Annotated in this window: 22 protein-coding genes; 11 read left to right on the top strand and 11 right to left on the bottom strand. The window is 72.9% G+C overall.

Going from position 1 to position 26,310, the window contains the following annotated elements; translation table 11 throughout:
- Positions 1 to 664: 664 nt before the first annotated feature.
- Entirely contained in the window at positions 665 to 1,717 is a 1,053-nt protein-coding gene (locus ACIP5W_RS22665) for a class I fructose-bisphosphate aldolase (protein WP_401476361.1), read from the bottom strand.
- Positions 1,718 to 2,460: 743 nt separating this feature from the next.
- Here ACIP5W_RS22665 and ACIP5W_RS22670 point away from each other — a divergent pair.
- Positions 2,461 to 3,348, top strand: coding sequence for a universal stress protein (locus tag ACIP5W_RS22670; RefSeq protein WP_401476364.1), 888 nt, complete (start codon positions 2,461 to 2,463; stop codon positions 3,346 to 3,348).
- Positions 3,349 to 3,427: 79 nt separating this feature from the next.
- On the opposite strand, the gene ACIP5W_RS22675 is transcribed toward ACIP5W_RS22670, so the two are convergent.
- Positions 3,428 to 4,453, bottom strand: coding sequence for a 6-phosphofructokinase (locus ACIP5W_RS22675; RefSeq protein ID WP_401476367.1), 1,026 nt, complete (start codon positions 4,451 to 4,453; stop codon positions 3,428 to 3,430).
- Between the two features lie 463 nt (positions 4,454 to 4,916).
- Positions 4,917 to 5,579, bottom strand: coding sequence for a CBS domain-containing protein (locus tag ACIP5W_RS22680; protein WP_401476370.1), 663 nt, complete (start codon positions 5,577 to 5,579; stop codon positions 4,917 to 4,919).
- Between the two features lie 693 nt (positions 5,580 to 6,272).
- On the opposite strand from ACIP5W_RS22680, the gene ACIP5W_RS22685 reads away from it, so the two are divergent.
- Positions 6,273 to 7,415, top strand: a complete 1,143-nt coding sequence (locus ACIP5W_RS22685; RefSeq protein WP_401476373.1) for a site-2 protease family protein — start codon at positions 6,273 to 6,275, stop codon at positions 7,413 to 7,415.
- Positions 7,416 to 8,260: 845 nt separating this feature from the next.
- On the top strand, positions 8,261 to 9,589 hold the full coding sequence (locus tag ACIP5W_RS22690; RefSeq protein ID WP_401476376.1) for a phosphoribosyltransferase family protein: 1,329 nt from the start codon (positions 8,261 to 8,263) through the stop codon (positions 9,587 to 9,589).
- Positions 9,590 to 9,762: 173 nt separating this feature from the next.
- On the opposite strand, the gene ACIP5W_RS22695 is transcribed toward ACIP5W_RS22690, so the two are convergent.
- Positions 9,763 to 11,253, bottom strand: a complete 1,491-nt coding sequence (locus tag ACIP5W_RS22695; protein ID WP_401476379.1) for an ATP-binding protein — start codon at positions 11,251 to 11,253, stop codon at positions 9,763 to 9,765.
- A gap of 337 nt (positions 11,254 to 11,590) precedes the next feature.
- Here ACIP5W_RS22695 and ACIP5W_RS22700 point away from each other — a divergent pair, with 337 nt between their 5' ends.
- From ACIP5W_RS22700 to ACIP5W_RS22710, 3 genes are all read left to right on the top strand, one after another.
- The gene (locus tag ACIP5W_RS22700; protein WP_401476382.1) at positions 11,591 to 11,818 is read left to right on the top strand and encodes a DUF1918 domain-containing protein; all 228 of its coding nucleotides are present in this window, start codon (positions 11,591 to 11,593) and stop codon (positions 11,816 to 11,818) included.
- 372 nt (positions 11,819 to 12,190) lie between these two features.
- Complete coding sequence (locus tag ACIP5W_RS22705) at positions 12,191 to 12,412, top strand: hypothetical protein (RefSeq protein WP_401476385.1); 222 nt, start codon at positions 12,191 to 12,193, stop codon at positions 12,410 to 12,412.
- A 517-nt stretch (positions 12,413 to 12,929) separates the two neighbouring features.
- Entirely contained in the window at positions 12,930 to 13,178 is a 249-nt protein-coding gene (locus ACIP5W_RS22710; RefSeq protein WP_401476387.1) for a hypothetical protein, read from the top strand.
- Positions 13,179 to 13,335: 157 nt separating this feature from the next.
- Here ACIP5W_RS22710 and ACIP5W_RS22715 read toward each other — a convergent pair whose 3' ends face one another.
- The 4 genes from ACIP5W_RS22715 to ACIP5W_RS22730 all read right to left on the bottom strand — a co-directional run bounded on the left by ACIP5W_RS22715 (position 13,336) and on the right by ACIP5W_RS22730 (position 15,936).
- Positions 13,336 to 13,647: a hypothetical protein gene (locus ACIP5W_RS22715; RefSeq protein ID WP_401476390.1), complete on the bottom strand. Its 312-nt coding sequence runs from the start codon at positions 13,645 to 13,647 to the stop codon at positions 13,336 to 13,338.
- 43 nt (positions 13,648 to 13,690) lie between these two features.
- A complete protein-coding gene (locus tag ACIP5W_RS22720; protein WP_401476393.1) occupies positions 13,691 to 14,089 on the bottom strand; it encodes a winged helix-turn-helix transcriptional regulator in 399 nt (132 codons plus the stop codon).
- 76 nt (positions 14,090 to 14,165) lie between these two features.
- A complete protein-coding gene (locus ACIP5W_RS22725; RefSeq protein ID WP_401476396.1) occupies positions 14,166 to 14,642 on the bottom strand; it encodes a hypothetical protein in 477 nt (158 codons plus the stop codon).
- 91 nt (positions 14,643 to 14,733) lie between these two features.
- A complete protein-coding gene (locus tag ACIP5W_RS22730; protein ID WP_401476399.1) occupies positions 14,734 to 15,936 on the bottom strand; it encodes an MFS transporter in 1,203 nt (400 codons plus the stop codon).
- A gap of 87 nt (positions 15,937 to 16,023) precedes the next feature.
- Between ACIP5W_RS22730 and ACIP5W_RS22735 the strand changes: the two genes are divergently transcribed.
- The 3 genes from ACIP5W_RS22735 to ACIP5W_RS22745 all read left to right on the top strand — a co-directional run bounded on the left by ACIP5W_RS22735 (position 16,024) and on the right by ACIP5W_RS22745 (position 18,557).
- Positions 16,024 to 17,118, top strand: a complete 1,095-nt coding sequence (locus tag ACIP5W_RS22735; protein WP_401476539.1) for an ArsR family transcriptional regulator — start codon at positions 16,024 to 16,026, stop codon at positions 17,116 to 17,118.
- Complete coding sequence (locus ACIP5W_RS22740; protein ID WP_401476402.1) at positions 17,108 to 17,611, top strand: glutathione peroxidase; 504 nt, start codon at positions 17,108 to 17,110, stop codon at positions 17,609 to 17,611. Before ACIP5W_RS22735 ends, ACIP5W_RS22740 begins: the two co-directional genes overlap by 11 nt.
- A 91-nt stretch (positions 17,612 to 17,702) precedes the next feature.
- On the top strand, positions 17,703 to 18,557 hold the full coding sequence (locus ACIP5W_RS22745; protein ID WP_401476405.1) for a MerR family transcriptional regulator: 855 nt from the start codon (positions 17,703 to 17,705) through the stop codon (positions 18,555 to 18,557).
- 166 nt (positions 18,558 to 18,723) lie between these two features.
- Here the strand turns inward: ACIP5W_RS22745 and ACIP5W_RS22750 are convergent, their stop codons facing one another.
- The 3 genes from ACIP5W_RS22750 to ACIP5W_RS22760 all read right to left on the bottom strand — a co-directional run bounded on the left by ACIP5W_RS22750 (position 18,724) and on the right by ACIP5W_RS22760 (position 21,037).
- Positions 18,724 to 18,915 (bottom strand): DUF397 domain-containing protein, encoded by a 192-nt coding sequence (locus ACIP5W_RS22750; protein WP_401476406.1) that lies wholly within the window; start codon positions 18,913 to 18,915, stop codon positions 18,724 to 18,726.
- 243 nt (positions 18,916 to 19,158) lie between these two features.
- The gene (locus ACIP5W_RS22755) at positions 19,159 to 20,016 is read right to left on the bottom strand and encodes a helix-turn-helix domain-containing protein (protein WP_401476407.1); all 858 of its coding nucleotides are present in this window, start codon (positions 20,014 to 20,016) and stop codon (positions 19,159 to 19,161) included.
- 265 nt (positions 20,017 to 20,281) lie between these two features.
- Positions 20,282 to 21,037, bottom strand: a complete 756-nt coding sequence (locus tag ACIP5W_RS22760; protein WP_401476410.1) for a GPP34 family phosphoprotein — start codon at positions 21,035 to 21,037, stop codon at positions 20,282 to 20,284.
- Positions 21,038 to 21,275: 238 nt separating this feature from the next.
- Here ACIP5W_RS22760 and ACIP5W_RS22765 point away from each other — a divergent pair, with 238 nt between their 5' ends.
- A complete protein-coding gene (locus ACIP5W_RS22765) occupies positions 21,276 to 23,930 on the top strand; it encodes a serine hydrolase (RefSeq protein WP_401476413.1) in 2,655 nt (884 codons plus the stop codon).
- A 170-nt stretch (positions 23,931 to 24,100) separates the two neighbouring features.
- A complete protein-coding gene (locus ACIP5W_RS22770) occupies positions 24,101 to 26,032 on the top strand; it encodes an MFS transporter (protein ID WP_401476416.1) in 1,932 nt (643 codons plus the stop codon).
- Positions 26,033 to 26,310 lie beyond the last annotated feature (278 nt).

Below are 26,310 nucleotides of genomic sequence, written 5' to 3' on the forward strand. Positions count from 1 at the left end.
GTGCCTGGGGCCTGGGGAGCCGGGGCACGCTGTCCTGCAGCACCGCGGTCTTTCGGAAGGACACAGGCGCGGGGCCGGCGGCAGTGAGGCGGTTGCGGACCTCCACGACGCCTTCGACAACGATGGCGAGAGGGCCCCTGGTGCCGTGGTGCCTGGTGCCCTCCCGTGGACCGGCGCTGTCGGGCCGAGCACGGCGGCCGGCACTGCCCGCCGCATCCACGAAGCCCTCCTCCCCACACGGAAGACCTCCCCACACGGAAGACCTCCTCACGCGGAAGGCCTCCTGCCCACCCGCGGCCGGCACCCGTCATCCCCATGGTCGACCCGGCCGCCGGGGACGGGGAAAGGTCCACGCGCTCTACAGGTCGTGGGGGTGTTGGGACATCGGGCGGAGCCGGCCGTCGCCGTCCTCGCCGGTGCTCACCGTGATGATCCGTGCCGGCCGCTGACCGGTGTGACGCCGTCCCGTAGCCGGCCGTTCCGGTTCGTCCCCGTAGCCGGCCGTTCCGGTTCGTCATCGGCCGCTCGTTCGCCGACCGTCAAACGAACGTTTCACCAGTTCCCACCGGAGGACCGCCCCGGGTGGAGGCGTCGGGAATCCTGGCCACGGCCGTAGGGCCCGGCGGGCGGCCAGTGCCCACGGCGCGGAGTCGGTGGAGTTCGGTCAGGCCACGGTGACACTGTCGTCGAGGTAGACGTCCTGGACGGCGTGGAGGAGTTCGACGCCCTCCTTGGTGGGCCGCTGGAAGGCTTTGCGGCCGGTGATGAGCCCGGTCCCGCCGGCCCGCTTGTTGATCACCGCTGTCCGTACGGCCTGCGCGAGATCCCCCTTTCCCGCGGAGGCGCCGCCGCTGTTGATGAGTCCGACCCGGCCCATGTAGCAGTTGGCCACCTGCCAGCGGGTGAGGTCGATCGGGTGGTCGGTGGTGAGCCCGTCGTACAGGCGTCTGTCCGTCTTGCCGAAGTCCAGTGCGGGATAGCCGCCGTTGTTCTCCGGCTGCTTCTGCTTGACGATGTCGGCCTCGATGGTCACGCCGAGGTGGTTGGCCTGACCGGTGAGGTCGGCCGACACCGAGTAGTCCACGCCGTCCTTCTTGAACGCCGCATTGCGCAAGTAGCACCACAGCACGGTGAACATGCCCAGCTCGTGGGCGCGCGCGAAGACCTCGCTGGCTTCCTGCAACTGGCGGTCCGACTGCTCCGAACCGAAGTAGACCGTCGCGCCGACGCCGGCGGCACCGAGCTCGAAGCACTGCTCGACGTTGCCGAACATGATCTGGTCGTAGTGGTTCGGGTAGGTCAGCAGCTCGTTGTGATTCAACTTCACGATGAAGGGAATCTTGTGCGCGTACCGCCGCGACACCGCCCCGAGTACGCCGAGTGTGCTGGCGACGGCGTTGCATCCGCCCTCGACGGCGAGTTCGACGATGTTCCTGGGATCGAGGTAGCGGGGGTTGGCGGCGAACGCCGACGCCGCGGAGTGCTCGATGCCCTGGTCGACCGGCAGGATCGACACGTACCCCGTGCCGGCCAGGCGGCCGTGGTCGAAGAGGGACTGCAGGTTGCGCAGCACCCGGGGTGAGCGGTCGGTCGCCGCCACGGTCCGGTCGACGAAGTCATGACCTGGGAGTACCAGGTCCTCCTGGGGAATCCCCTGGGCGGTGTAGGTCAGCAGATCCCCGGCCTCGTCGCCCAGCAAGCGTTGGATGTCGGTCATCGGCTCACCTCTCCGGTCGTTCGGAAGTGCCAGAGGCGAGTCCCGGGTTCCCCCGACCGCGGGGCCCACACGAATCCGTACCCGCCGTGCCGGTGTCCTTCTCCAGGTGCCGGTCCCGGCCGTACGCGGCGGTGCGGTCCTTCCGCCCCGACGACGGCGGCCGGCTGTTCGCGGCGGTGCGGTCCTTCCGCCCCGCCGACGGCGGCCGGCTGTTCGCGCACACGGTGTCGTCGCCCACGCTCCGCCGGCCGCTCGGCCCGCCGGCCGTCCGCCCCGTCGTGAGGCCGGGGCGCGGTGCCGCGTCCTGTTCCCGGCGGACGGGCCGTCCCTGGGCCGGGAGGTGAAGCGAGTGCCGCGGTGCGCATGCGGGATGTCGCCCACGGTGACGGCCGGAGCGTGGCACGTGTGGTCCCGTTGCAGGCGCAGTCCTCGACCGTGCGCACGGTCACGACGGGTGTTTCCATGACGGACCTCTCCTGGCGTTCGTGTTTCCCCGGCTCGTTCACGGCGAGCGGTGAGCCGCCGGCGCGGGCACGGGCCAACCGGATCGAGCGTGGCCGTCGGCGCCGCCGACGGCCAGTGGTCCGCCGCCGAACGGGACGACACCCGTGGGCTGTCCCGCGGGCGCTCGACGTGCGGCGTCCGGTCCGGGGGCCGGAGCTGTCCTGCCGTGGAACAGTGGAACAGGGGAGGCAGGGCGGTGTGCCGCCCGTGGAGGTGCGGGCCGGGCGAAGGAGGACAGGATGAGTCACCCAGTGCTGGCGGGTGTCGACGGGTCCGAACACAGTGCGACGGCAGCCGACTGGGCGGCACGGGAGGCCGCGCTGCGCGGCCTTCCCCTGCGCCTGTTCCATGCCTTTCCGTCCCTTCCGGGCACCGTCGTGCCCCGCCCGGCCCTGGACCGGCTGCGTGACGTCGGTGCGCGCATGCTCGAGCGGATGGTCACCGGCCTGGTCGACCGGTATCCGGATGTCGAGGTGCGGGGCGAGCAGGCCGACGACGCTCCGGCCCCGGCTCTCCTCGCCGCGGCCCGCACGGCCGGGCTCCTCGTCGTCGGCACCCGGGGGACGGGTGGTTTCGACGGTCTCGCGGTCGGTTCGGTGGCCCTGCGGATGGCGGCGGCAGCCCCCTGCCCCGTCGTCCTGGTTCCGCGGCGGCCCGGCGCCTTCGCGGAGGGGACGCGCGCGGAAGGCGGCGCTGCCCGGCTGGTGGTGGGGTTCGACGCGCATCGCCCGGTCGGGGAGGCGGCGGACTTCGCGTTCTCCGCCGCCGAGGCGCGTGGAGCACGCCTGCGGGTGGTCCAGGCATGGGCGTTTCCTGCCGAGGCGGTCTCCCCGATGACGCTGGTGGTGACCGAGGGGGACCGCGCCACGTGGGAGGACCAGGAGGTCCTGCGGCTCTCGGACGCGCTGCGCGGCTGGCGGGAGAAGTACCCCCGCGTGACGGTCCGCACCGATGTCATGTTGCTGCAGCCCGCGGAAGCACTCCTGAACGCGTCCCGGGAAGCGGCCCTGCTCGTCGTGGGCCGCCGCACCGACCCCCGGGCGGCCGAGGGCCGGCTGGGCCCGGTCGCGCACGCCGTACTGCACCACGCCCGCTGCCCGGTGGCGGTCGTACCGCACGGCGGATGACGGCCGTCCGGAGGTCTGCCGGGGAGACGGCGGAACGGCGGATCGCGGACCGGGAGCGGCCCGGTGGGCGGCGGGCCGGTCAGCCGAAGAACACCTCGAACTCGTCGTACAGCGCCGGGTCGACGAGCTTGGTCGTCGCCGTGGCGTCGGCGAGGGGGACGCGGACGATCCGGGTGCCCTGCAGGGCGACCATGACGCCGAAGTCACCGTCCTTGACCGCGTCGACGGCGTGCAGCCCGAAGCGCGTGGCCAGCCAGCGGTCGAAGGCGCTCGGGGTGCCGCCGCGCTGAATGTGCCCCAGCACCGTGGTGCGGGCGTCCTTGCCGGTGCGCTCCGAGATCTCCCGAGCCAGCCACTCGCCGATGCCGGACAGCCGCACATGGCCGAACTCGTCCAGCGACTGGTCCTTGAGGACCACCTGCCCCTCTTTCGGGGCGGCCCCCTCGGCCACCACGACGATCGGCGCGTAGTTGATCTTGAATCTGTTCTTCACCTGCTCACAGACCTCGTCGATGTCGAAGGGCCGCTCCGGGACGAGAATCACGTTGCCGCCGCCCGCGACGCCGGCGTGCAGGGCGATCCACCCGGAGTGCCGGCCCATGACCTCCACCACCAGGGCGCGCATGTGCGACTCGGCGGTGGTGTGGAGGCGGTCGATGGCCTCGGTCGCGATGCCGACCGCGGTGTCGAAGCCGAAGGTGTAGTCGGTGCCCGAGACGTCGTTGTCGATGGTCTTCGGCACGCCGACCAGGGGAATCCCCTGACGGCTCAGTTCGGTTGCCACGCCGAGCGTGTCCTCGCCGCCGATCACGACGAGCGCGTCCACGTCGTGCGCGGCGAGGGTGTCCTGTACGCGTCGCAGCCCGTCCTCGTGTGTGAACGGGTTCGTGCGGGAGGAGCCGAGGATGGTTCCGCCGCGGGGGAGGATCCCCCGCACGCCGGCGATGTCCAGTGGTACGACGTTGTCCTCGAGCAAGCCGAGCCAGCCGTCCCGCAGCCCGACGAAGTCGAAGGCGTATGCGTCGACGCCTTTGCGGACGACGCTGCGGATCACGGCGTTGAGGCCGGGGCAGTCACCGCCGCCTGTCAGTACTCCGACTCTCATGGGTTTTCTCCCATCCGCTGGACGGCCCGCGCGGTCGCGGCCTCCTGGGCGATCAGGACCGCTGCCGGAACGCCGAGAACACCAGGAACACCGGAAACGCCGGGAACGCCGGGAACGCCGGGAACACGGATCGCCTGCTTCCAGCGTCCCCCCGTTCGGTCCGCAGTGGCCACTCGACGGACGCCGGGTCCGGACGGCTCTCCCGTGGGGAGTTCTGTCCGGCTTCCGGGCGGCCCGGATCCCGGTGAACAGGTGCGGGCCGCGTCGATCGGTTCGTCCGGTCGACTCCGCGCGGGGCTCCCGCCTCGGCGGGGCCACCGTGGAACGGCGGTGCCCTGACCGGCCACCACATCGGCGTTCACCGAGGTGACATCCGGACGTCGGTCCGTCCTCGGCACGGAAGGGGACCACCGCCGTGGCCCACCGGCTGCGATGTCAGGTGTCGGGCGTCAGGTGTCGGGCGTCAGGTGTCGGGCGTCGGTTCGGGCGCGGGGCGGAGGTGATGCGTGACGTCGACGACACCGTCGACGCTCTCGGACAGGCGTACCGCGATGGGGATGAGGCTCTCCTGCGGCACCGTGCCGCTGAGCGTCACCCGGCCGTCGCTGACCTGGACGGTGACCTCGCCGGGAGGCAGGCCGAGGGTGCGGGTGAGGACCTCCGTCGTGATCTCCTCGTAGATCGTGAGGTCCCGCCGCAAGAAGACACGCAGCAGGTCACCACGGCTGACGATGCCCACCATCCGGTCGGCGTCGTCGACGACGGGCAGCCGTTTGACGTGGTTGCGGGCCATGACACGGGCTGCCTCCACGACCGACCACTGCGGCCGGGCCGTGACGGCGGGGCTGGTCATCAACCCCTGTGCGGTCAGTGCGCGGGCCTTGGCCCGTTCCGCGGGCGGCAGGTGCGCGGCGGTCAGGTGTCCGCCCGGATCGGCTTGACTCTCCTGTTTGCGCAGCAGATCCGCCTCCGACACCATCCCGACCGGGTGGCCCTGCTCGTCGATGACGGGTACCGCGGTGATGTCGTGCTTCGTGAGGCGCTCGGCGACGTCCTTGAAGCCCGTGTCCTGCCGCACACTCACCACGGCCGAGGTCATGAGGTCTCCGACCAGTCGATGCAGCATGTCCCGCTCCCTTCCCGGATGCCCGCGGCACAGGTCCCCCCTCCACTGTCCGCCTCCCGGAGAACGTCCGCACCGCCGGGAGACGCCGGGCCGGGCTCGTGGCCCGGCCTCCGCAGGGCGCCGGCCCGATCGACGGTCACCGGTGCGGAGAACACCTCCCTGAGGCCGGCACCCGGCGCTCGGCGTTGCCCCGGTGGCCGCAGCACCGGATCCCTCCGGCTGTACCGGCCGATGAGCTGTACCGGCTGATCAGCCGTACCGGACGGCGCCGGCGGTCTCCAGGGCCCGGCCGCGCCGGCGCCGAGCACGAGGGGCCGCACCGTGTATCGGGCGATCGTGGAGCGGGAAGCCGCTTTCCGGCACCGGCCCCCGCACGTCGTGTGCGCCGTCACGCCGTCGGTCCGGCCCCGGGGTGCTCTCCGTGTCTCCGGACCCGGTCGGCGCGCGATGCCGTGGGCCCGAGGGTGTACTGGAAGTGGGCAGGATCCGCGCGGCGGGAGATTCCGGGCGAGCGTGTGATCGACGACGACCTGGTGCGCACACCGCGCATCACTCCCGGTGGGCACGGCGACGGAGATCGGGAGACGTGTGCTTGCCCCGTCCGACGGTACGAGGCGGACGACGGTGGGCCTAAGCGGTGGCCGGAGCGGGACGCCTGCCTTTCGGATGACGGCTCGAGCAGGGGAGATTGCGGTGAGGGCGACGTTCGTTCTGGGGCGGATCGCCGGAGTCCGGGTCGGCGTGCACTGGAGCGTGCTGCTCATCTTCGGCATCATCGCGTTCGGCCTGTCGCAGGGCCGCCTCCCGGAGACGTATCCGGGGCATGCCTGGGCGGTGTACTGGGCGGCCGGCCTCTGTACCGCCGTGGTCTTCCTCGCCTCCCTGCTCGCACACGAGCTGGCGCACGCCGTCGTGGCCCGGCGCAACGGCGTCGAGGTGGACGACATCGTGCTGTGGCTGCTGGGCGGAGCGGCCCGGCTCAGGACCGAGGCGTCCAGCCCCGGCGCGGAGCTGAGGATCGCCGGCGTCGGCCCCCTCGTCAGCCTCCTGCTGGGCGGGCTCTTCGCCCTCGGTGCCTGGCTGCTCGACCTGGCGTCCGCGTCCGGGATCGTGGTGGAGATGGTGGCGTGGCTGGCGGGCATCAACGTGCTGCTCGCGCTCTTCAACTCGGTGCCCGCCGCCCCTCTCGACGGAGGCAGGCTGCTGCGCGCGTTCCTCTGGTGGCGCACGGGGGACCGGCTTCGGGCGACCGCCGGGGCGACCGCTGCGGGGCGGGTCTTCGGGTGGTTCCTCGTGGCGCTCGGTGTGATCACGTTCCTGACGAGCCGCGCGTTCGGCGGCCTCTGGCTGGCGCTGATCGGCTGGTTCCTCATCGCGACCGCCACCGCCGAGGGACAGCAGGCCCAGCTGCGCGGCGCGCTCGCCGGTGTGCCGGTGCGGGACGCCATGACGCCCGAACCTCTCACGGTTCCCGCGGACACCACGGTCGCGGACTTCCTCACCGGTCCGCACTTCCGCTACCGGCATTCGGCGTTCCCGGTGACCGACGACGGGGTCCCGGTCGGTCTGGTGACACTCGACAGCGCCAGGCGGACGCCGCAGACCGAGGCACGCTCCGTGACGGTGAGGCAGGTGATGGTGCCGCTGTCGCAGGTCACCGTGGTGGGGCCGGAGAGCCCGCTGGCGGATCTGCTGCCGCGCATGGAGCCGGGCGCCGAGCACCGGGTCCTGGTCGTGGATGACGGCAGGCTCGTCGGGATCGTCTCACTCTCGGACGTCAGCCGAACGGTGACCTGGCTGATGCGTCCCGCACCGGGGAAGCGCGGTGGTCCGTGACCGCGGGGGCCGGCACCTGGACGGGCCGTGTCACAAGGCGCCGTATCGCTCATGTGGCGCACTGCGCCGATTGGCGGCCGCTCGTTGATCGGGGCGTGGCAAGCCGGAAGCCGCCGGTCCCGAACGAGGCCGGCACAACAACCGTGTCCGCGGGCTACGCGGATCTACGGGACGGGCTGCGTCGTGCACTGGCGCGCAGCGAGGAGGCGTTCGCGCGGCGTCTGGGCTTCGCGGCCGCGGCCGTGGCCGCGGCCGACCAGGGTGATGGGCTTCTCCAGCCGCCGCCGAGGGCGGAGGGGCACGGCGGGGACCTCGCCGCGGTCGTCGCCTCGGCCCGTGCGGGAGGGCCGACGGCCGGCGCCCGTCAACGGCGACCGTCGCCCCCGGACCGGCCTGCCTGACCCTGACCCTGACCCGGGACCCGCGACCCTGACCCGGGACCCGGGACCCGCGACCCTGACCCGGGACCCGGGACCCGGGACCCGGATCAAAACGAACCGAAACGGCTCCGGCACCGCGGCTGGCGGCTGGTGACTGATGGCTGCCGTGACGCGCCCGCTCCACTGCGGACGTCGCAGCCCTCGGGCGCCTCCGGCGGCGGCCGGTCGGACGCGGCGTGCCGTCACCGCTTCACCGAAGCGGCCGGCCTCGTTGCAGGGAAGGCGTCGCGCGAGGTCGGCTCCGCTTCCCCGCGCCGGTGCGTCAGCCGTCCTCTTCGGGTCGCCGTCGGCGGCCGGGCCGGAGCGGGTCGCGTCACGATGCGCGTCTGCTCGCTGCGCGAGTGAGGATGGAGGTACGGGGCGGGTGTCGCCCGCCGTGTTCCTCCGGGACGAGGAGGTCGGGTCGTGTTCTTCAGGGATCGTCGTGATGCCGGCCGGCAGCTGGCCGTACGGCTGGGGCATCTGAAGGGGGCCGAGGTGGTGGTGCTGGGGCTGCCCCGTGGAGGGGTGCCGGTCGCCGCGGAGGTCGCAAGGGCGCTCGGCGCGCCGCTCGACGTCTGCCTGGTGCGCAAGCTGGGCGTGCCGTTCCAGCCGGAGCTGGGGATGGGGGCGATCGGCGAGGGCGGCGTGCGTGTGATCAACGATGACGTGGTGCGCACCGCGCGCGTCGCCCCGGACGAGCTGGCCCAGGTCGAGGCCCGTGAGCGGGAAGTGCTGGAGCGCCGGGCACGGCGCTACCGGGCGGGGCGGGAACCGGTCGGCACGGAGGGCCGCACGGTGTTGGTGGTCGACGACGGGGTGGCCACGGGGTCGACGGCGCGTGCGGCCTGCCGGATCGCCCGTGCCGGGGGCGCGGCACGCGTCGTGCTCGCCGTCCCCGTGGCACCGCACGACTGGACCGCACGGCTCGGCGAGGACGCCGACGAACTGGTGTGCCTGCACACCCCGTGGGACTTCTATGCGATCGGGCAGTTCTACGCCGACTTCTCCCAGACCGACGACGACGAGGTCGTCGCCTGTCTGGAAGAAGCCGTGGCCCGTCCGCCGACCACCCGCAGGACCGAGCCGCGTCACGCGGTGCCGGACGACCCGGAGGTGGACGTGCGGGCCGGTGCGATCGTGCTGCGCGGGCAGCTGACGTTGCCCGCGGACGCGGCCGGGGTGGTGCTGTTCGCGCACGGCAGCGGCAGCAGCAGGCACAGCCCGCGCAACCGGTTCGTCGCGCTCGGGCTGAACCGGGCCGGGCTCGGCACTCTCCTGTTCGACCTGCTCACCGAGGAGGAAGAGGCGGACAGGGCCAACGTGTTCGACACGGGTCTGCTGGCCCGGCGGCTGGCGGACGCCACCGACTGGGTGCGCGGCCGGCCGGAGACCCGGGGGCTGGCTGTCGGCTACTTCGGTGCGAGCACCGGCGCGGCCGCCGCGTTGTGGGCGGCCGCCGAGCCCGGCGCGCGGATCGCCGCAGTCGTCTCCCGGGGCGGCAGGCCCGACCTGGCCGGGCCACGGCTGCCGGCCGTGACGGCGCCCACACTGCTGATCGTCGGGGGCCACGACGAGTTGGTGCTCGAACTCAACCGCGACGCGGAGGCCCGGCTGCGCTGCGAGAACCGGCTCGCGGTCGTCCCCGGCGCGACCCACCTCTTCGAGGAACCCGGTGCCCTGGAGGAGGTCACCGATCTGGCCCGTGACTGGTTCACCGACCACATGGCCCCGGCCACGCACGCGGCGCGCTGAATCCTGAACGCGTGCTCCGGCCACGGGCCGGGTGCGGCGAGTGGGCCCCTCCGGGGAGCGTGCACGGCGTCACGGGGCAGGCGGGAAGGCAGGGAGGTGACGAGGTGACGAGGTGACGAGGTGACGAGGTGACGAGGTGACGAGGTGACGAGGTGACGAGGTGACGACAGGGTCTAGCGGTGTCCGTACAGCCGGTCGAGGCCGACGAGGACCACGTGTCCCTCGGCTTCGGCGGCGCGCAGGGCGGGGGTGAAGCCGGCTCCGCCGTAGCACGCGGGACGGGCGCGGGTGACGTCGTCCCCGCGGTCGGCCAGGAGGGCGAGCAGGCTGCGCAGCTGTTCGAGGTGGTGCGTGTCCATGACCTCGTCCCAGCGGGCCAGGCCGACCGACAGGAGGGCCGCCTCACGCCCCGTGCCGTGGCCGTGCACGACCACGTCCGCCGCCACGTCCCGCCCGCCGGAGTGCTCCGGGTCGGGCAGGGCCCCTCGGGCGGCGGAGACCGGGTGCGCGCCGAAGACGTCCGGGCCGGCGAAGCCGAGGACCCAGTCGCGGCAGATCTGGGCGAAGTGGGACCGCGCCACCACGGAGTCGAAGACGGGTCGTGCGCGCTTCCAGACCCCGGCGGCGTCCTGCTGCTCCAGGGCCGACCGGCGGGGGCCCACGGCCACGTGCTCGAAAGCCAGTAGCGGCTCGGCGACATGCAGCCGGATCAGGTGCGGCCGGAACGCGTCGGGCGCGCTGTGCAGCAGTCCGTTCTCCACCAGGAGCCCGAGGCAGCGCGCGGTGTCGGTGAGCGGGGCAGCCAGGCAGTCGGCGACCTGGCCCTGCGTGGAGCAGCCCGAGGCGACCGCCGAGAGGGCCGAGTGGCACAGCGCACGGTCGACGTGGTCGGTCTCCTCCTGCAGCAGGTGGTAGGCCTCCCGGAACAGGGGCTTACGGGGGTCGAGCACGGTCCTGCACACCCAGGCGTCGAAGTCCTGCCGGTCCCCGGGAGCATCGTCGCAGACGTAGTCGCGCCGGTACGCCGGAGTACCGCCCACGACCGCGTGCACCAGCAGGGCGAGGGCGGGATCCTCGATGCCCCAGAACCGTGCCGCCCTCCGGAAGTCGAACGGCCCCACGGTGAGGTCCAGGCCGGCCAGTTCGCGCAGCGGCGAGGCCGTGCTGAAGACCCGTCGCATCAGCGGCAGGTCGCTGCCGCTGAGCAGCAGGCGAGCCTGCCCGGAGCGCCCCCCGTCATGGCTGCGGAAGGCGCTGTGCAGGACGGAGGGCAGCGAGGGGCTCTGCCGCACCAGGTGGGGGAACTCGTCGATGACCACGGGCACCGCCCCCCGGCCGCCCAGTGCCAGCAGGGCATCCACGGCGTCCTCCCAGCCCCGCCAGTGGCGTGAGGAGGGCTCGTTCGTGTACCGGGCGAGCTCGTCGGCGAGACGGCTCAGCGCATCGGCCTGCGTCACCTGCTGCGCCCCGAAGTAGAAGCCGCCGAGAGCACGCGTGAGCGCCTCGAGGAGGAAGGTCTTGCCCTGCCGCAGACGCCCCGTCACCACGCCGAGACGCGGCTGGGCCCCGCCGTCGCGGGCGAACGCGACGAGCGCGTCCCACTCGTCCTCACGGTCGAAGACCCTTTCCGGCTTCTCCGGCAGGGAGGCTTCGGTCGACGACACGGTCGTTCCCCTCGCTCTCCGGTATCCCCGACTCCAGTACACCCCCGGATGCCGGGCACCGCGACACGCACTGCCGGGGTCGGCCGGGGTCGGGTGTCGGCCGGACCGAACGGCTCCGCGCCGCCCTTCCTCCTCCTGCCCGGCCTTGCGCCCCGTCCGGGGGGGCGAGAACGAGGCGTCGGCCTTCCCCGGGCGCGGGGCCGCACGGCCCCCTGGGGGTACCCGATCGGCCCATCCCACGGGCTGGTCCATGGGCGACCCTCGAAAGGGAGAAATTATTAAATATCGGACAAAAGTGAAGACATCTGTCCCCGAGACGGGCGAGGAGTGAGCGACAATGCGCGCACAGGCCGGTGACGTCATGCGCTTCACCAGCAGAAAAACCGGAGACCCGGAACACCGTGCCACCGTGGTCGAGGTACTGGGCCGAAACGGGGAACCGCCCTACCGTCTGCGTTACGACGACGGCCACGAGAGCGAGATCTTCCCCGGCCCCGGCTGCGTGATCGAGACCCGCCCGGCACCTGATGCCGCGCGGCCGCACACGATTCGGGAGAGCCCGTGACCAGCAGCGACGGAGAAAAGCCGTGGGCCGGCCGGGACGCCGGCGGTGCCAGGCTGCCGGCACGCCGCGCCGCACGCGACGCGGGCGTGGCACCAACGGCGGGCCGCACCGCACGGCCGGGCGGTCCGGGCGTCGCGGGTCCCCGGCTGCGGCTGCCGGGGACCGGACGGAGAGGTATCGACACGATCAGGGTGCGACGGTTCTTCGGCTGACGCCGCCCGGGTGGCGCGGTGACGCGACGCCCGCCCGAAGGTCACCGCTGGAGTCGCCCACGATCAGGAACAGGAGGACGCCGTCATGACCGGAGCGAGATGGACGACGAAAGGCGTGTTCACCGGGCACGGAGGCGCTCGTGCGGACGGGACCGGGATCATGACCGGCAATCTGACGGTACGCACCACCTGGGACGGCAAGCAGGCCGATGTCGCGGTGCGGTACACGGACACCGAGCGGTGGTTCGCCCTCGCCGGCAGCCCGGTGCCCTGCCACTCCGAACAGGACAGCAGGCAACTGCACCAGGCGGTGGTGGAAGCCGTGCGGGCCGGCGGCGGCGCTGCCGTTCCGCAGCCCACGCAGCTGGGCGGATGGCTCTGAGCACCGGAATCCGGCAGTTCCAGGCCGGGAGCGCGGGAAGCGCCGCAGGCCGGACGCACCGTGCCTGAGACGCCCGCGGTGCTCGGAGCACCGCGGGCGTCACGGCGGGCGCCACCGCGGGCGTCACGGCGGGCGTCACGGCGGGGCGACGGGCTCCGTTCGGGGCTCGTCGGCCACCGGCCGGCCCCCTCCCCCGCGATTCGCCCGCGCCCCGCACGGGGTGGAGATCGCCGTACGCGTACCCGAGGGACCGGTGTACGGCGACGACGCCGCCGGCGGAGCGGCACAGGCGTCGGTCACCGGGACGAGATGCCCGGCGCCACGCAGCCGTCGTTCCCACCGTCGCACACCGCACCCGGGACGGGGAGCCGACAGCTCGGGCCGCGTCCGGCCGGTCGTGCGGACGTGCCCGGAACGGCGATGACGGGGCAGCAGGCGCCCGTCGAGTCGCTCGGTGGCGCGCTGCGGACGGGGAGGGGACGCTGGTGGTAGGGGCAACGTGAGGGAGGGACACCCCATGGTTCAGAGCAACGACCGCAAGGCCCACACGCCGTTCCTTTCGCGGCCCGGTGTCCGCCGCCTCGCACCGTTCGTCGTGACCACCGCGATCGCCCTGATCTTCATCTTCGAGAACCGCGCGAGCGTCGAGATCCGCCTCCTCGTCCCGACCGTGACCATGCCGCTCTGGGGCGCCCTCCTGATCGCCTGGGGCCTGGGCATGCTCGCCTGCTTCTTCAGCGTGCACCGACGGTCGAAGCGGCGCTGACGACGGGCGGGGCGAGTCCTCGGTGCCCGAGTGGCCGGCGGCCTCGACGACCGCCGCCGGCGGGCGGACACCCCGGCGGGGACCGTGCCGGACGGCCCGGTGACGGCCGGCCCCGTCGGAGAGCGCGCAGACGGCGCCGACGGGCCCCGCGGCAAGGTCAGTAGACGCTGACCCTCCACCGCTCCACCCACCGCAGCCACGCGCCGCCCGCGCCCCGTACCTGGACGCGGTCGGGTTCGACCTGCCAGGCGGTGCCGTAGAGGGTGGCGTCGGGGAGGTCCACCCGGACGGTGTCGAGGGTTTCCAGGTCGTCGTCGAGGGGGCGGGACCAGGTGTGCGCGCAGCGGTCGCAGGTGCGGGCGACGGCGGTGTGGGGGCCGGCCGCCGGTGTCGGGGTGCCCGGACGGAACGCCTCGGTGCGGCAGCGGGGGCACGGGTCGGCCGTCCGGGTGCCTGTGGTGCGGGACATCACCCGATCCTTCGGTGTGCGGCGGCGGACGGCAACCTCCGTCTCAGCCCGACGCCCGCTTCGCGTCGTACTCCTCGCGGGCCTTCTCGACCGCCGGCATGCGTTCGTCGACCCACCGGCCCAGGGCGCGGACCTGTTCGGCGGCCTCCCGGCCGAGGGGTGTCAGGGAGTAGTCGACGCGGGGCGGGATCACGGGTTTGGCGTCGCGGTGCACCAGGCCGTCGCGTTCCAGCGTCTGGAGGCTCTGGGTCAGCATCTTCTCGCTGACCCTGCCGATCGCCCGGCGCAGTTCGCTGAACCGGTAGGAGCGGTCCAGCAGCGCGATCAGGATCAGGGTGCCCCAGCGGCTGGTGACGTGTTCCATGACCAGGCGGTGGGGACACGGGCCGTCGCCGCCCTCGCCGCGGACGCGGTCCACGAATGTCAGGTCGCTCACTCCCATGCCCATACCGTACGGGGGAGACGGCGCTTTCCAGCGGTCGGTGCCGCGTGCGGGGGCGCCGGCACGCTCCCCGCGGTCATCCCGGCCGGTGCCGTCGCGCGGCCGTCCCGCCCATGGCCCGCGCGCCCGCGCCGACGCCCGCCGCGGTCAGGGCCAGCACCAGGACGCCCGGGTTGACGTACGCGGGGACGGTGTCGCTGCGGTAGCTGCCGCCGCCGGACGTCTCGCAGACGAAGCCGAGGGGGACGTAGGACACCGTGTGGTCGACGACGTGCGACGCCCGTTCCTCCCGGCCCGGGGTCAGGCAGGGCGGCAGCGGGGCGGATTCGGTGCCGCCCTCCCACGTCTCGGCGACGGCCGCGACGACGTGCAGCAGGCCCCAGGTGTAGAGCAGGGCCGCCACGGCGGCGGCGAGTGCGGCGGCGCTGCGGAGCCATGCGGTGCGGTCGGCCGCGCGCAGGCCGACGCGGCCGAGTGAGCCTACGGCGTAGCCGGTGAAGGCGAAGGCCGCGACCGGGCCGGCGGGGACGATCAGGAGGAGCAGGAGCGCCATCCGCAGAGTCCAGCAGCAGGCGTGGCACGTGGACCGTGACGCGGGCCACTCCACGGGTAACCGTTCTGCTGCAGAAGCGGCCCGGCGCGGGTCACGTGGCGCGTCCGTCGGCGAGGCGGGGCTCGGCGGGGCTGCGGACCTGTCGGCGGGAGGCCACCGCCAGGGTCAGTGTCACCGTGATCGACGCGAGCGCCAGCGTGGTCATCGCCGTGGCGGGTGAGGTGAGTTCGGCCGCCGTGCCCGCCAGGGCCGCGCTGACGCCCTGGAGGGTGAGCATGCCCGCCGAGTGCAGCCCGAGGGCGTGGCCGCCGAGTTCGGCGGGTGTGAGGGCCATCAGGTGTTCCTGCTGGACCAGGCTCGCGCCGAAGCCGACCGAGGCGAGCGTGGCGCAGAGCGCGGCGACGGGCAGCGGCGGGTGCAGGACGAAGAAGACGTACGGGGTGGCCAGGAGCAGCAGGAGGGGGGTGGCCAGGCGGGTCCGGACGGCGGGCGGGAGCAGTCGGCCGACGGCGAGGTCGCCGGCCAGCATGCCCAGCGCCCCGCACGCGAACAGGGTGCCCGCGGCGCCGGGGTCGTACGACACGAAGAGGGCCTCGCAGCCGACGACCAGGCCGTTGGGGAGCCACAGGCCCAGGTAGACCAGGCGGCGGGGGCGGGACGACCACAGGACGGCGTTGGCGCGCCAGGTCGCCGCGACGGAGGGGCGGCCCGACGCGCGGGGCGGGCGGTCGGTCAGGCCGAGGCGGGCGGTCGCGCTCGCGGTGGCGTGCAGGAGGGCGGCGAGGAGGAGGACGGTGTGGGGTGAGAGGGCGGTGACGAGGGCGCCGCCGAGGGCGTAGCCGGTGATCTGCGTCAGCCCGCTCATCATGTTGAAGACCGAACGGCCGGGCAGGTAGCCGTCCTTGGGGAGGATCTCGTTGAGCAGCCCCCAGCGGACCCCGCCGCCGAGCGCCGCGACCACACCCGTCGCGAGGACGACCGCGAAGACCGCCGCGACCGGCAGGCCGGGGACGGCGAGGACCGCTGTGAGGGCGGCGAAGGCGAGGGAGAGGCCGGCCAGGGCGGTTCTCGGCGGGAGGCGGTCGGCGCCCGAGAGGAGGAAGGTCGCGCCCAGGACCTGGACGAGGGAGGGGCCGAACATGCTCACCGCCGACAGCAGCGGTGAGCCGGTGGCGCGGTGGACGAGGGTGCCGAGGGCGAGACCCGCGACCGTGTGGGCGGCGGTGTGGGCGGCGGAGGAGAGCAGGAGCGGGGTGAACTCGGGCGTGCGCAGGAGCTGTCGGTAGCCGGTCATGCGGGAAGTCTCGGGCGACGGCGACGGCGGTCGTTACTGTTTCGCGGGAGCGCGAAACGTCGTGCGTTCCGCGTCGTGGGGGGCTTCGTGGGCTGGTGGCAGGTGAACGCCGACACGCTGGCGGGCAGCCGGTTCGTGGTCTCGCCGCTGGCCGAGACCTTCGCGTGCCTGAAGCTGCTGCACGCCGGGGCGGGCGCACATCCCGGCGAGACGGCGTGGCTGCGGCAGTGGCTGCCCGCCCATCGCGCCCGGCTGGCCGCCGACCCGGTCGCCGCCGTGCTCGTGCGGGCCGGGCTCGGCCGGGACTGGATCGCGGACTTCCTCACCCCCACGCCGAGGGACGGGGAGAGCTTCGAGGACGGTGTCGCCCGGGTCCGCGCGGTACGGCCCGCCGACGCCCGCGCCCATCTGCGGACCTCCCTCGCCGGACCGCTGCCGGCCCTCCTCGACCGCGACGACCTGCCCGCACGGGCGGCGGACCTGCTGACATGGCTGTGGGAGAGCGCCGTACGGCCCTCCTGGGAGCGGCGGCGCCGGGTGCTGGAGGCGGACGTCGTCGCGCGGACCGCGCAGGTGAGCCGGGGCGGCTGGGCGACGGTGCTGGACTCGCTGCGGCCGGGGACGCGCTGGCTCGGGGAGAGCCGGTTCCAGGTGAACCTGCACGAGTATCCGCCTCGGGAGATCTCCGGCGCGGAGCTGCTGTTCGTGCCGGTGACGCCTCGGGCCGGGTGGGTGTCGTGGGAGGAGCGGGAGCGGTACGCCGTCGTCTACCCCTGTTCCGGGGTCCTCGCCGCCGATCGGCGCGAGCGGGACGTGCCGGCCGCGCTGAGCGCGCTGCTCGGGCCCGGCCGGGCGGCCGTTCTGGTCCTGCTCGGGCAGGGGCCGCTGAGCACGACGCAGCTGGTCGCGCTGACCGGGCAGGGCCTCGGGTCGGTCGGGCGGCACCTGCGGGTGCTGTGGGACGCGGGGCTGGTGGAGCGGGGCCGGGTCGGGCGGTCGGTGCTGTACTCGCGGAGCGGGGCCGGAGAGGTGCTGGTGCGGGCCCGGCAGGAGTCGGAGCCGGAGGACCGGCGGGGAACGGTGAGGCCGCAGGTGCGTGGAACGGAGTGGGCGGCGCAGCCGGGGCGGCCCCCGCAACCCGTGCGCCGTCCGGCGGAGCTAGCATCCGGGGATGACTACTGATGCCGGTGCTTCCCCCCTCGATGTCGAGATCGGCGCCCTCAAGGGCGGTTCCGCGGACCTCTCGCAGTACGCGGGCCAGGCCGTCCTGATCGTGAACGTGGCTTCCAAGTGCGGACTGACCCCGCAGTACAACGGCCTGGAGAAGCTCCAGGAGCGGTACGCCGCCCAGGGCTTCACCGTGCTCGGGGTGCCCTGCAACCAGTTCCTCGGGCAGGAGCCCGGCAGCGCGGAGGAGATCGCCGAGTTCTGCTCGGCGACGTACGGCGTGACCTTCCCGCTGACCGAGAAGACGGAGGTGAACGGGGACGGGCGCCACCCGCTGTACGAGCGGCTCGTCGGGTTCGCCGACGGCGAGGGGCACAGCGGGGACATCCGCTGGAACTTCGAGAAGTTCCTCGTCGGCCGGGACGGCACCGTCGTCGCCCGCTTCTCGCCGCAGACCGAGCCGGAGTCGCCCGAGATCGTCGCCGCGATCGAGAAGCAGCTGGGCTGACCTGCCCGCTTGACCTTGCCCCTGGGGCAGGACCGAGCGTTCCCGTCGCCGGGCGGAGAAGGCCGCCCGGCGACGGAGGACGAGGGACCGGATGGACGACGAGGCGCTGCTCACCATCGGCGCGTTCGCCGCGCGGGCCCGGCTGTCGGCCAAGGCACTACGGCTGTACGACCGGCTCGGGCTGCTGCCTCCGGCGCAGGTCGACGAGGTCAGCGGGTACCGCTACTACCGCGCCGGCCAGGTGGAACGCGCCCGGCTGGTGGCCATGCTGCGGCAGCTCGACATGCCCCTCGCACGGGTCGCCGAGGTGATCGACGCGGCGGACGGTGACGAGGCCGCCGGCCGGCTCGCCGCCTACTGGGCGGACGTCGAGACGCGGCTCGCCGCCCAGCGCACCCTCGCCGAGTACCTCCGTGGACGTCTGTCGGGGAGGAGCTCCGAGATGCACGGAACGTTCGAGGTCGAGACGGTCGAGGTGCCCGCGCAGGTGGTGATCACCGAGAAGCGGCACACGCTGGCGGACGAACTGCCCGCCTGGATCGGCGCGTCGCTCGGCCGGCTGGAGGAGGCCGCGCGGGCCTGCGGGGGCGTCGCCGGGGCGCCGTTCGTCGTCTACCACGCCGAGGTGACGGCGGAGAGCGACGGGCCGGTGGAGTCCTGCGTGCCGGTCGCCGACGAGGCGGCGGCGCGGGCCTGGGCGGCGGCGCGGGGGCGCGGACGGGAGGTCGCGGTCCTGGTGGAACCGGCCCGGCGGCTCGCCTTCACCCGGATCGGCAAGGCACAGGTCGCGTACCCCCGGATCCTGGCCGCGTTCGAGGCGGTGGAGGCGTGGGTGAGGCGGGAGAACCTGGAGTACGACGGCCCGTGCCGGGAGGTCTACTTCGCCGACTGGTCCTCGGCGGGACCGCAGGACCCGGTGTGCGACGTGGCGTTCCCGGTGCGGTGAGGCCGTAGCGGCCGGGAAGAAACCGAGCCCTCTCGGCAAGGACGGCGAACTCGTCGAGAGGGCTCTCTCCGGCACCGCGTGAACAGTGGTGCCGCATGAGCAGTGGTGCCGCGGGTGAAGTTGTCAGTCGTGGCACGGGCCGAGGGGTCGGAAAGCCTCTCCCCCCTTACGCCTTGACCGAGGCGACGAAGAGGTTCCACGCGTCGGCGGGGAAGTCCAGCACGGGCCCGTCCTGGACCTTGGAGTCCCGTACGGCCATGGCCGCGACGACCGGCGACCTGACCTCGACGCACGCGCCGTTGCCCGTCGAGTAGGAGGACTTGGTCCACATGTCCGTGACGCCCTGACGAATTGCCATTTTTGCTCCGGATTGCCAGATGTGGTGAGTTGCTGTCGCCGCACGGAGGGCCCGACTGCGGGCCCACGGCACGGTTTCCGCCAACGGTTTGCCCGGTGGCGTGATCGACGCTACTCGCCACCCCCGAAGCCCGAAGCGACTATTCACTCGACCGGATGGCATATTCCAGGCGGGACTTCCGTCCCGGCCGGGTGAGGGTGTACCGTGCGGCACTTTCCCGGCCGGGAGGCTCCGGGGAGCACGTCAGAGTGTGTACTGCTTGGCGATGTCGGCGATGAACTGGCGGGACTGGTCCACGTTCAGGGCCTGCGCCCGCAGGTGCTCGTACATCACGCTGTACTTCTGGACGTCGTTCGGCTTCTCCAGGTACAGGTCGCTGGTGACACCCTCGATGTAGACCACGCTGGAGTCGGCCGCGTCGGGGAACTCCAGGATCGCGTACTGGCCGTTGAGACCGGGATGCGCGCCCATCTCGAAGGGGATCACCTGCACGGTGACGTGCGGCAGCCGGGACTGCTCGACGAGATACTCCAACTGATCGCGCATCAGCGACTTGTTGCCGACGATCCGGCGCAGTGCCGCCTCGTCCATCACCGTCCACAGGCGCAGCGGGTTCTCGTCGGCGCTGATGCGTTCCTGCCGCCGCATCCGCACCTGCACCCGCTTCTCGATCTCGGTCGCCGCGGTCTCCGGCAGTGCCCCCGCGATCAGGGTCTCGGCGTACTGACGGGTCTGCAACAGGCCGGGCACCACCTGCGGGTCGTACACGCGCAGGCTGGCCGCGTCCGTCTCCAGGCCGATGTACACGCTGTAGGGGACATCACCGAAGGCGTGCCACCAGCCCTGCTGGCGGGAGTCCTTCGCCATCTGCATCAGCGAGTCGACGATCCGCTGGTCCTCCACCTCGTAGACCCCGCACAGGTCGCGCACGTCGCGCTGGCTGATGCTGCGTCTGCCGTTCTCGAGGCGGCTGATCTTCGACTGGGACACCAGCAGGCGGTCGGCGACCTGTTCGGCCGTCATGCCCTTGTCCTCGCGGAGCCTGCGCAACTCCTGCCCCAGCCGGCGCCGCCGGACGGTGGGATTGACATTCGACGCCACGGGACGTGCACCTCCGACTGCGTGCCTGAACTGACACTTTGCGTATCTGCTGTTGAGCAGACTGCCACCAAGGCACTTCACACCGCTGGAAAACCAGGGATATGCGGCCGCCCGGCAGCCCGTTCGCGGACATGCGTCCGCGCGGGGCGGCGGGCCCTGCGTCACGGGGACGTAGGGCGTCACCACCCCGCGCGGGCGCGGCGGCTCCCGAACGGGTCTGTCTCGGCCTCACGGCCTGGCGGCTGCGGTGTCGTGGGACCGCGGCTCAGTGCGCCACGACACGTGCCATGGAACCTCGGTACGGTTGCGCCGGAACGCCACGGGCGGGTTCCGGAGCGGGCCCGGCTCCCGGTCCGGCCTGACGGCCGGCCTGGGCCGGGTTGCGGCGCGGCTGTGCGACCGCGCCGTTCTGGACGTCCATCACGGCGTGCGCCACGAGACCGCCCATGGGGTCGTGCCTGATCAGGTCCCGCAACCGGGATCGGGACGAGCGTCCCTCGTTCCCCGGGTACAGGTGCTTGCCGAGACCGACCGCGTGCGCCAGCGCGGCGAGCGCCGCCGTCCGCGGGTCCGGCGGGACGCCGGTGCGGATGGCGGTGTCCAGCCGGGCCTTGATCTCCCGGCTGATCGCCGTCTCCGTCGCCTGGTAGCGAGTCGTCGGCAGCACTCCGCACATCTGACCCGCCACGGCATGCACCATGCCGCACCGCTCCAGATGCGAGAGGTACGTCTGACGGAGCCCCAGTCGGGGTCCGCCGATCCAGTGGACCGCCCGTACGGGAGCGCCACGCCTTCGCAGCAACTCCAACGCGCAGTCCAGAGTCGGATCTCCGGTCGGCCGTGGGGACACCACGGCGATACGATCCCCGTCCGGGGCTATCCGTCCGGCCAGTGCCAGCTCCACTAGCTGTGCTCCGGCCAGACCAAGGTCGAGCGACTGCGGCTGTGCAGTGGTACCCGTGGCCGGGTCCAATGCCAGCAGAAGAAGCTCTTCCGGAATTGTTCTGCGGCTCCTGCCCATCCATGCCTCCCCGCGTGGATGAATGACAGGGTGACCCCTCTCACATTCATCTGTCGAGAGTGCGTGACCGGTTCGTAGTGGAACCAGTAGGTATGTCGTTCTCGTCTACCGCAGGAGCCAAGCCCACTACACAGGACACTGGTACATGGTTCGGACACTGCCGTGAGGCGGGTCCCGGGCGGGCGGTTCACGGTTCGGCAGGCGCGCGGTGGGCGTGCGGCACAGCGAGGAGGCATCGGTGGCGGGCGAGTCCCCCGACAGGTCGAAGCAGCGCGAGTCGTCGGCGGAACCGACGTCGGGGAGCGCGGGAGCGGTTCCCGAGGCACGCGATCCGCGGCTCGCGGTGGCACGGGACGCCGAGAGCACCTCCACGGCGTCCTCGGCCACGTCCCGGGGCGGGGTGGACACGGCGACGCGGGTCTTCTCCGTACGGGAGCTGACGGCCGAGGAGACGGACGAGCCGGCCGAGGCGCCGGAGCGGCCGGACGAGGTGGACGAAGCTCCGGCCGGCGAGCCCGGCGCGGACGCCGGCGAGGGTTTCGCCGAAGACGCCGAGGACTCCGAGAACGCCGAGGAGGCGCGCGGCCCGGAGGAGCCCGCGGAGGCCGAGCAGGCCGCCGAGGGCTCTCCGGAGGGCGCCGAGGATCCGGATGACGCCGGGGACGCGGGAGCCTCCGAGACGGCGGCCGACGGCGCCGGGGGCCGTGACGACCGGCTGCGGGCGGCGGTGGCCCAGTGGGTGACCTCGGCGGACGGGAAGCCGGACGAGGCGGCGGACAAGAAGCCGGAGGGGCCGGACGAGGCGTCGGACGAGGCGGAGGGTTCCGCTCCCCGGGGCCCGTCCAAGGCCGCGCCGAAGTGGGCGAAGGACGGTGCGAAGACGTCCGGGAGCGCCGGGAGCGCCGGGAGCGAGCAGCCCGAGGCCGACGCCGCCGACCCGGCCGAGGGTTCCGGCGAGGACTCCGGCGAGGACTCCGGCTCCGAGGCCGACGCCGCCGACGGGAACGACACGCCCGGTGCCCGTACGGGCACCGGGGCCGCCAAGGGCGCCAGGACCGAAGCCCCACGGCTCGGCACCACCGCCGCGAAGACCGGCGAGCCGAAGGCGGACGCGGCCGGTGACACCGGCGCGGACGCGAACGCGGCGGACGCGCCTCAGGACGACACCGTCGACGTCGACCAGGACGCCGAGTCCGAGTCCGGGGCCGACGAGCCCGACTCCCCCGTCGACCAGCCCACCGCCGTCTTCAAGGCCGTACGGCCGCCTGCCGGGCGCGGGGTCGATCAGCCGACCACCATGCTGAAGCTGGGCGACGTCCCCAAGGCCGAGAAGTCCTCCGGCGCGAAGGTCTCCGACGCCGAGCCCGGCGCCGACGCGAAGGCCCCGGGAACCGGAGCCAGGTCCGAGTCCGAGCCCAAGTCCGGACCCGGGGCCGAGCCCAAGTCCGGACCCGGCGCCGAGCCCAAGTCCGATGCCCCCGCCGAGCGGGCCAGCAAGTTCGTCGCGCTGAAGCCGCTGGACGATTCCGCCGGCCGGTCGCTGAAGCCCGCCGCCGAGGCCACCGCCGTCGTGCCGCAGATCGGGCCCGAGCGGACGACCCAGCAGCCGTTGCCGCCGAAGCCGCCGCTGGACCTGCTGGCCGAGCTGACGAACACCCCGCCGCCGCCGCCGACCCCGCTGCGGACGCTGGCCCGGCGGGTGAAGATCTGGACGCCGCTGGTCATCCTGCTGGTGATCGCCTTTGCGATCGTGCAGGCCGTACGGCCGCTGCCGGCGACCGCGCTGACGCTCACCGCGAAGGACTCGTACACCTTCGAGGGCGGGAAGCTCTCCCTGCCGTGGCCGTCCGAGGGCCAGGGTGCGATGGACGTGAACGGCATCGGCACGATGGACGGCTTCGGCGACCAGAAGCCGGTCGCGATCGGCTCCGTCGCCAAGGCGATGACGGCGTACGTCGTCCTCAAGGACCACGCGCTGAAGTCGGGCCAGGAGGGCGAGACCGTCCCCGTCGACGCCACCGCCGAGAAGGAGGGCGGCTACGACGCGGACGGCGAGTCCACGCTCAACACCGTCAAGGAGGGCGACAAGCTCACGCTCCGCCAGGCCCTCTCGGCGGTCATGATCCCGTCGGCGAACAACATCGCGCGGCTGCTGGCCCGCTGGGACGCCGGCACGGAGGCGGAGTTCATCAAGAAGATGAACGACGCCGCCAAGGACCTGGGGATGACGAACACCACGTACACCGACGCCTCGGGGCTGAAGGAGACCACCGTCTCCACCGCCGCGGACCAGGTGAAGCTGGGCAACGAGCTGGTGAAGATCCCCGCCCTGATGGAGATCACCAAGCTGCCGGAGTGGACCGACCCGTCCGGCCAGAAGTGGCGCAACTACAACACGCTCGTCCCCTACAACAACGCCCTCGGCATCAAGACCGGCTCGACCACCAAGGCCGGCGGCAACCTGCTGTTCGCCGCCACCAAGGAGGTCGGCGGGGAGACCGTCACCGTCGTCGGCGCGGTCCTCGGCCAGCACAAGTCGCCGATCATCGACACGGTGAACGCGGTCAGCAAGACCGCGATGCTCGCCGCGCAGGACGCCATGACCTCGGCGAAGATCCTGAAGAAGGGTGACGTCGTCGGCTACGTGGACGACAGGATGGGCAACCACACCCCGGTCGTGGTGGCGGAGGACGTCACGGCGGTCGGCTGGGCCGGGCTGACGGTGAAGCTGTCCTTCGCCGGCGGCGAGGTCCCGCACACCGCGAAGGCCGGCACCCAGGTCGGCACGCTGACGGTCGGCGACGGCTCCGGCGACGCGGTGAAGGTGCCCGTCTCGCTCCAGCGGGAGCTGACCGAGCCGGGCTTCGCGGACAAGCTGACGCGCGTCGGCTGAGCCGCCGCACGGGCACCGTCGTGCACGCACCCCGCCGGGCAGCCGCTCGGCGGGGTGCGTGCTAGCGTCACGAAACGGGACAGGTCGGCGGTCGCGGCGACGCGGCCGCGAAGCGGTCGCGAACGGGACGCGTCCGAGAGCAGAAGACGGGACACGGGGAGTGCCTTCAGGTGGCCACTGCGGAGCCGACACGCGCCGGCGGAACCGGTCCGGACCCGGACGGCGGCCGGCGGGTGCGCCTGCCCGCACCCCAGTCCGGTGACCACGACCGCGGCCACGCGGCCGATCAGGACCGCGCGCCGGCCGCCGGGTCCGCCCCCGGCTCCGCCCCGGAGACGGATGAGCGGGAAGCGGCCGCCGGGGACCCCCGCGTGAGAGCGCTCGCCGACCGGGTGCGCGACCGGCTCCGCCGGCATCTCGTGCTCTCGGTGACGGTCCTGTCCGGTGTGCTGCACCTCGCCTGGTTCTTCGCGTTCGCGAACAGTGGCGGGGATCTCGCCGCCCAGGACGCGTGGGCCGAGTTCGTCGGCCGGCACCCCGACTCCGCGTACAACCTCGCCTGGTACGGCGGTATGCACCCGGTGTCGTACAGCGTGGTGTCGCCGTACCTGATGTCGGTGCTCGGCGTCCGGACGACGATGATGATCGCCGGGACGATCTCCGCCGGGCTGCTGACGCTGATCCTGCTGCGCTGCCGGCCGGTGCGGGACCCGGTGTGGCCCGCGCTGGCGGGGGTGTTCGCGCTGCTGTGCAACGCGGCGTCGGGCCGGGTGACGTTCGGGCTCGGCAACATGTTCGCGCTGGGCGCGGTCGCCGTCGTGTTCTGCTGGCCGTACCGCTGGCGCTACAAGCGGTGGGCGAAGGCGCTGTGCGCGGCGCCGCTCGCCGCGCTCGCCACGATGGGGTCGCCGGTGGCGGGCCTGTTCCTGGGGCTGGTCGCGGTCGCGCTGTTCCTGCAGAAGCGGCGGCCGGGCGCGTGGGCGCTCGGGCTGGCCCCGACCGCTGTCGTCGCGGTGTCGGCGTGGGCGTTCCCGTTCTCCGGCACGCAGCCGATGTCCTTCGGTTCGGCGTCGCTGCCCCTGGTGTTCTCGGTGATCGTCTTCGCGGTCGTCCCGCGCGACTGGAAGACCGTACGGATCACGGCGGCGGTCTACGGCCTCGGGGTGCTCGGGGTGTGGGTGGTCAGTTCGCAGATCGGGTCCAACATCACCCGGCTCGCGATGCTGTTCTCGGGCGTGGTGCTGATGGCCGCGCTGCCGTTCGCGGTGCCGCGCAGCCGCAAGTGGTACGCGATCGTGGTCTCCTCGCTGGTCTTCGTCGGCTGGATCGGCTTCAAGTCGGTCGACGACGTCTACCGGACGACTCCGGCGGCGTCCTGGGCGCGCGAGCTGGCGCCGTTGGTCAACGAGTTGCAGGAGGTCGGCGCGGAGAAGGGCCGGGTGGAGGTCGTCCCGGCGCGCTCGCACCGCGAGGCGTCCGCGCTCGCGCCGTACTTCAACCTGGCCCGCGGCTGGAACCGGCAGGCCGACATGGAGCGCAACCCCCTCTTCTACGACGACACCCTGAACTCGGCGAACTACCGCGAATGGCTCAAGCGGTGGGCGGTGCACTTCGTGGTCGTGCCCAAGGACGTGCCGGACGGGGACGGCGGGCAGCGGGAACGGGAGCTGGTGCAGCGCGGGCTGCCGTATCTGGAGCAGATCTGGGGCGACGCCAACTGGCAGCTGTTCCAGGTGAAGGCCCCGGGGTCGCTGGCAGAGCCGAACGCGGTCGTGCAGCGGGCGGCGCAGGGCGAGATGACGATCGACGTGCGCAAGGCGGGCCGGATCCTGATCCGGATCCCGTACTCGCCGTGGCTGAGCATCGTCGACGCGGAGGGCAGAAGCCTGGAGCCGCCGCAGGAGACGGAGGCGTCCAAGAACCGGGCCGAGGGGGAGCCGAAGGCGTACGACAACGCCAACGGCTGTCTCTTCGAGACGGAGGAGGACGCGGACGGCGACCGGTGGACGGTGCTGATCGCGCCGGAGGCGGGCACCTACCGGCTGGCGGCGCCCTACCAGCTGCCCCGCGGCACGCCGTGCCCGGACGAGCTGAAGAAGTAGCCGCCGGGCGGAACGTACGGGCGGTACTCCCCCGAGGGGCGCACCGCCTCGGGGGAGTACCGCCCGAGGGGGCGCACTGCCTCGGGGCGCGTACTGCCCCGGGGGTACTGCCGCGCGTCGGCGGCATCGATCATCCGGAGAACCGGGCGCGGGCGCGCACCGGGCAGTCGCTGCTGGTCAGCGCCGGAGAACCACCGCCATCGGTTCACATAGGTGAACCGAGGCCACCATACAGAATGATTTTGCCTCCCCTTGACCTTACGCCGCCTTGTCGTGTT

The organism is Streptomyces sp. NPDC088766 (assembly GCF_044750845.1).
Taxonomy (GTDB): Bacteria; Actinomycetota; Actinomycetes; order Streptomycetales; family Streptomycetaceae; genus Streptomyces.

Coding starts and splice junctions, on each gene's coding strand:
- ACIP5W_RS22740 (WP_401476402.1), top strand. CDS start 17,108: ATGACTACTGATGCCGGTGCTTCCCCCCTCGATGTCGAGATCGGCGCC.
- ACIP5W_RS22750 (WP_401476406.1), bottom strand. CDS start 18,915: ATGGCAATTCGTCAGGGCGTCACGGACATGTGGACCAAGTCCTCCTAC.
- ACIP5W_RS22675 (WP_401476367.1), bottom strand. CDS start 4,453: ATGAGAGTCGGAGTACTGACAGGCGGCGGTGACTGCCCCGGCCTCAAC.
- ACIP5W_RS22700 (WP_401476382.1), top strand. CDS start 11,591: ATGCGCGCACAGGCCGGTGACGTCATGCGCTTCACCAGCAGAAAAACC.
- ACIP5W_RS22760 (WP_401476410.1), bottom strand. CDS start 21,037: ATGGGCAGGAGCCGCAGAACAATTCCGGAAGAGCTTCTTCTGCTGGCA.
- ACIP5W_RS22710 (WP_401476387.1), top strand. CDS start 12,930: ATGGTTCAGAGCAACGACCGCAAGGCCCACACGCCGTTCCTTTCGCGG.
- ACIP5W_RS22665 (WP_401476361.1), bottom strand. CDS start 1,717: ATGACCGACATCCAACGCTTGCTGGGCGACGAGGCCGGGGATCTGCTG.
- ACIP5W_RS22725 (WP_401476396.1), bottom strand. CDS start 14,642: ATGGCGCTCCTGCTCCTCCTGATCGTCCCCGCCGGCCCGGTCGCGGCC.
- ACIP5W_RS22705 (WP_401476385.1), top strand. CDS start 12,191: ATGACCGGCAATCTGACGGTACGCACCACCTGGGACGGCAAGCAGGCC.
- ACIP5W_RS22680 (WP_401476370.1), bottom strand. CDS start 5,579: ATGCTGCATCGACTGGTCGGAGACCTCATGACCTCGGCCGTGGTGAGT.
- ACIP5W_RS22720 (WP_401476393.1), bottom strand. CDS start 14,089: ATGGGAGTGAGCGACCTGACATTCGTGGACCGCGTCCGCGGCGAGGGC.
- ACIP5W_RS22745 (WP_401476405.1), top strand. CDS start 17,703: ATGGACGACGAGGCGCTGCTCACCATCGGCGCGTTCGCCGCGCGGGCC.
- ACIP5W_RS22670 (WP_401476364.1), top strand. CDS start 2,461: ATGAGTCACCCAGTGCTGGCGGGTGTCGACGGGTCCGAACACAGTGCG.
- ACIP5W_RS22730 (WP_401476399.1), bottom strand. CDS start 15,936: ATGACCGGCTACCGACAGCTCCTGCGCACGCCCGAGTTCACCCCGCTC.
- ACIP5W_RS22715 (WP_401476390.1), bottom strand. CDS start 13,647: ATGTCCCGCACCACAGGCACCCGGACGGCCGACCCGTGCCCCCGCTGC.